This window comes from Bacillus sp. AFS001701 (assembly GCF_002559405.1).
GTDB lineage: Bacteria > Bacillota > Bacilli > Bacillales > Bacillaceae_G > Gottfriedia.
This window is the reverse complement of the sequence record NZ_NTZO01000609.1, coordinates 1-4,116: the sequence shown is the minus strand read 5'-3', so window position 1 is coordinate 4,116 and position 4,116 is coordinate 1. Positions and strand designations below refer to the sequence as shown.

Below are 4,116 nucleotides of genomic sequence, written 5' to 3'. Positions count from 1 at the left end.
GGTTTTCGATACAGATTAGAACGTGGTTTTTGATTATTTCTGTACTCAACTTGTTAAGGAAATCATCACGTTGATTCATTACTCTTTCGTGTAATCTAGAGACTTTTTGTTTTTGTTTCTGATAGTTTTTTGCATCTAAAAGGTTAATCCCATTCTTGTTAGCATGTAACGCACGACTCGAAAGTTTTCGTTGTTCACGTTTTGTTTCTTTTTTCATTTTGGCAGTAAATTTATTGTTGTCAATTTTGCTTCCGTCAGTAAAAATGGCAAAATCAGTGATGCCTAAGTCGATACCAATCGATGATTCAGCTTTCTCCAGTGGTAGTACGTCTACTTCTACAAGAATGGATACAAAGTATTTATCACTCGGAGTTCGTCTTACGGTCCCATTTAAAACACGACCATGTACTTCGCGACTTTTAGCAAAACGAACAAGGCCAAGTTTAGGTAGTTTCATTTTGTTTCCGACAACGGGCAATATTTCCGTTTGTTTCTTATTCGCCTCAATTTCATTTTTTTAAATGTTATAGCTTTATCTTTGTACAGTCTTCTTTAAGCTATTTACTAAAGACAAGGAATATTATCTTAGTTTCAATCACATTTCTCACAAAATCACTTCACTTCCCACTTTTTTGAAAAAAAAAATTCCACCAGGAAGACAATTAGCCGATTCAAAGGCTTATTGTCTTCTTGGTGGAATAGTTAATTAGTAAAAAAATTTACTAAAATACCAATCCAATTTAAGTTAAATGAATTTAATAGATCAATAACAAATACATTATCATGCTTCCATATCATCCGAATTTATTATATCTCCATCTGTTTAAATAAACAATCAACTTGTTAATATTATATATTTCTGTCTAATTCGAATTTTAAACATTTAATAACTTACATAGTTAAACATTGCCTGCACTGAAGCAGTTATTTTAATTTGCCCCTCTTGAATTGGCGTAGTTGGACCGCTAAATGCTGCTGCAGTCATTGTTAATGATGACATTGGGCGTACAACTTGAATTCCTTCTTCAGCCATCCAAATTGGTATGTTATTAATCGATAACCCTAGGGATTTCGCGATGTTTTCTGCATTCATTTTTGCATTTAAAGTAGCCTTTTGTAGTGCCTCTCCGTAATACGGTTCGGGATTTGCTACTTCGAATGTAAGATTTCGTACTTCATTTGCTCCATTTTCAACTGCAACGTCAATCACTTTCCCAACATTTGCAAGATCCTTCACGATTACTTTAAAAATATGACTCACCCGATATCCCTTAAAAATTTGCTGTGAATCTTGGTAATCAACTATTCGATCGATTGTATATGAATTCGTTTCAATTTCGTCTTGTTTAATTCCTATCCCTTTTAATGCTTCTATAATCTTATTCGAAATGATTGCAATCTCTGTTTGAGCCGTTTGTACTTTCATATCTTCTACTACTGATCCTAATAGTACAAACGATTGGTCGGGCTTTACTGATACTTCGCCTTTTCCAGTTGCTTTAATCGTATAATTCGTATTCATATTGCGTGTTTGGAAATCATTTTGATATTGAGGGGTTGAATAATTATATCGCATACCTGTTAAGTTATAATTATTAAATGGATAAATTTTCCTCACATCCTTTAAGATGAAAAACATTGTATTTGTGCCTTTATTGTATGTATTGAGGGGTTTTTCTGTGATTAGTTCGACTATTTTTATAAGTCTAATCAAAAAAGCTTGTAAACTTCGGGAAAATCCCACTGTCTACAAGCTTTTGCAATTTAAATTTACTCAATTATATACGGATTAACAATGATGTTTTCTCTCTTCGTTTATTTTTAATTCTTCTTCATCCAAGAGATCATCATAGTCTTTTTGATTTCCAATATCTATTGGTACTTCATATTCTGGTACACTACCATTGTTATATGTTGAATTGTTTTCCATTTGAATTCCCCTTTTTAAATGATAGATTGGAAGTTGTCAGATAATATTTCGATTTAAACATGTGAAAATCAGCCCACATTTTAATTAAACAAGATAATAACTTTCAATACTATTGGGGGAATTCTACTATTTCCATCTAAAAAAGATTGCTAAAAATACTAATTATTTGGCTAATCCTAGGTATGAATACCTTCGAAATCAAGTATTTAGATACTAAATTGTATTGGGGTAATTTTGAAGTTAACTTAAAAAATCTAGTATTTGAAAATGATATATACATAAAAAAAGGATGGATTTCTCCATCCTTTTTTACGTTTATTAAAAACTAAACATTGGTTTATAATCACCTTTATAAGGTACATGCTCAACAAATACAGTTATATCCTTACCATCTTTATCTTTACCTGTTCTTTTATAAGTAAATTTATTTTTATTAAGCTCGGTCAATTCAAGAACGGCACCATACTTATTTGTTCCGATTGAAACATGTGCTCTAATTTTATTTTCGTGGGCAATATCGAAATATCCATAGTCACCACGGCTTTTACCTGTTTCAAGATTAAAAAACTCATATTTATTAGAGTATCCATCAAATTTTGCAAGGCTAATAAAATTCGTATTATATTTCGTTACGTCATTCCCTTGTTCATCCAGTACTTTTGTACCATTCCAAAGTGTTCGACCTAATATTTTATCACCATCAACGTTTTTTACAATCTCGCCTGTTTTAGCATCTAATTTTTTATCAGGATCTGTAAAAGAAAGCTGTTTTTCTTTATAAGGAACATGTTCAACATATACTTCTACATCATTACCGTTTGCATCTTTCCCCATTCTTTTATAAGTAAATACGTTTTTATTAAGTTTTGTCATATCGACTACAGCTTGGTAATTCATTGATTCAGAAATTAAAATTCGTTTTTTACCATCATTTGTAATAAAGAATGTTCCTTTATCACCACGACTTTGACCTGTTTTTGCATCAAAAAATTCGTATCTGCCCGATTTTGCATCATATTTAGCTAGACCAATAAAATTTGCATTTTCTTTTGTTAAGTCATGATGATTTTTATCATACACTCTAGTACCTTGCCAGTTTGTACTACTTAAAATATTAGCCATTACCTGGCCTTTTGTTAACTTGTTCTTTACCTTTTTTGGAGCTTTGTATACTCTTTCTTGCTTTTGTTTAGGATGCTCTACTTGAGCGTTAGCAGCAGTATTAAAACCTGTTACTACTAGAGATACTACTAGTAATATTGATGAAATTGTTTTTGTTTTTTTAATCATTTTAATTGTCTCCTCAAATTGTTATCGTTATTTATATAATCTCCAATTATTCTTTCAATTGGTCATGAACTTTAATTATTTAGCACCTGCTTTTAGCAAAATCTCTTCAATCTCTTTAAAACCTCTCTCACGTGCATGCTGTAAAGGGCTAACATTTTCATGATCAGACAAATTAACATCTGCTCCATGATCAATAAGCAATTGTACTGTTTGCTGTTGTTTTTCACTTCCATCGTTCAACATAATTGCTTCCAAAAGAGCCGTCCATCCTAAATTATTAACATGATTAACATCAATCTCGGTATAATTAAGAAGTTCATTGACCACATCTACATATCCATGTTCTGAAGCGGGAATCAATGCTGTTCCACCATATCGGTTCGTAATTGTTGGATCAGATCCAGCTTTTATAGAAAGTTTTAGAATATCAATAAAACCTTCAGCACCAGCATATAAAAAGGGATTGTTTTTCATAAGATCTCGAATATTGACATCTGCACCTGCATCAATCAGTACTTTTACAGTTTTGAAATCATGATGATAAGTTGCAATCATTGTGGCAGTTTGTCCATTAGAATTCTGTGCATTCATATCCGCACCATTCTCAATCAACTTCTTAACGAGATCCGTTTCTCCACGTTTAGCTGCTTGAAATAACTGTTCGCTCACTTTTTCTTCCCCCTTAGCAAATGAGGCACATCCATTTAGCAAAAGTATGCAGCTGGTTATTACTGCAAGTAACTTCCACATAAGGTACAACAGCCTCCTTTTCCATTACAAATCAACATGAAAATATCATTCTATTCCTGGGAAATTTTCCTCCAATCTTTTTCATAAGTTAGACCATTGTTCGTCTGAAATCTATGTTAAGCCTTAAATGAAAACTCCTTCTAAAC

At 32.1% G+C, this 4,116-nt stretch carries 5 protein-coding genes; all 5 read right to left on the bottom strand.

Going from position 1 to position 4,116, the window contains the following annotated elements; genetic code table 11:
* Positions 1-457: RNA-guided endonuclease InsQ/TnpB family protein (locus CN514_RS24005; protein ID WP_286141817.1), on the bottom strand; the 457-nt coding region annotated here is incomplete at its 3' end.
* 426 nt (positions 458-883) lie between these two features.
* Positions 884-1,639, bottom strand: a complete 756-nt coding sequence (locus CN514_RS24000; protein WP_098234726.1) for an SIMPL domain-containing protein — start codon at positions 1,637-1,639, stop codon at positions 884-886.
* 150 nt (positions 1,640-1,789) lie between these two features.
* Positions 1,790-1,930 (bottom strand): hypothetical protein, encoded by a 141-nt coding sequence (locus CN514_RS26020; RefSeq protein ID WP_176526058.1) that lies wholly within the window; start codon positions 1,928-1,930, stop codon positions 1,790-1,792.
* Between the two features lie 318 nt (positions 1,931-2,248).
* Positions 2,249-3,220, bottom strand: a complete 972-nt coding sequence (locus CN514_RS23990) for a DUF4822 domain-containing protein (protein ID WP_098234724.1) — start codon at positions 3,218-3,220, stop codon at positions 2,249-2,251.
* Positions 3,221-3,295: 75 nt separating this feature from the next.
* Positions 3,296-3,970: an ankyrin repeat domain-containing protein gene (locus CN514_RS23985; protein ID WP_098234723.1), complete on the bottom strand. Its 675-nt coding sequence runs from the start codon at positions 3,968-3,970 to the stop codon at positions 3,296-3,298.
* Positions 3,971-4,116: the final 146 nt, after the last annotated feature.

Excerpts from the sequence above, each read along its gene's own strand:
- CN514_RS24000 (WP_098234726.1), bottom strand. The coding sequence starts at position 1,639 with ATGTTTTTCATCTTAAAGGATGTGAGGAAAATTTATCCATTTAATAAT.
- CN514_RS26020 (WP_176526058.1), bottom strand. The coding sequence starts at position 1,930 with ATGGAAAACAATTCAACATATAACAATGGTAGTGTACCAGAATATGAA.
- CN514_RS23990 (WP_098234724.1), bottom strand. The coding sequence starts at position 3,220 with ATGATTAAAAAAACAAAAACAATTTCATCAATATTACTAGTAGTATCT.
- CN514_RS23985 (WP_098234723.1), bottom strand. The coding sequence starts at position 3,970 with ATGTGGAAGTTACTTGCAGTAATAACCAGCTGCATACTTTTGCTAAAT.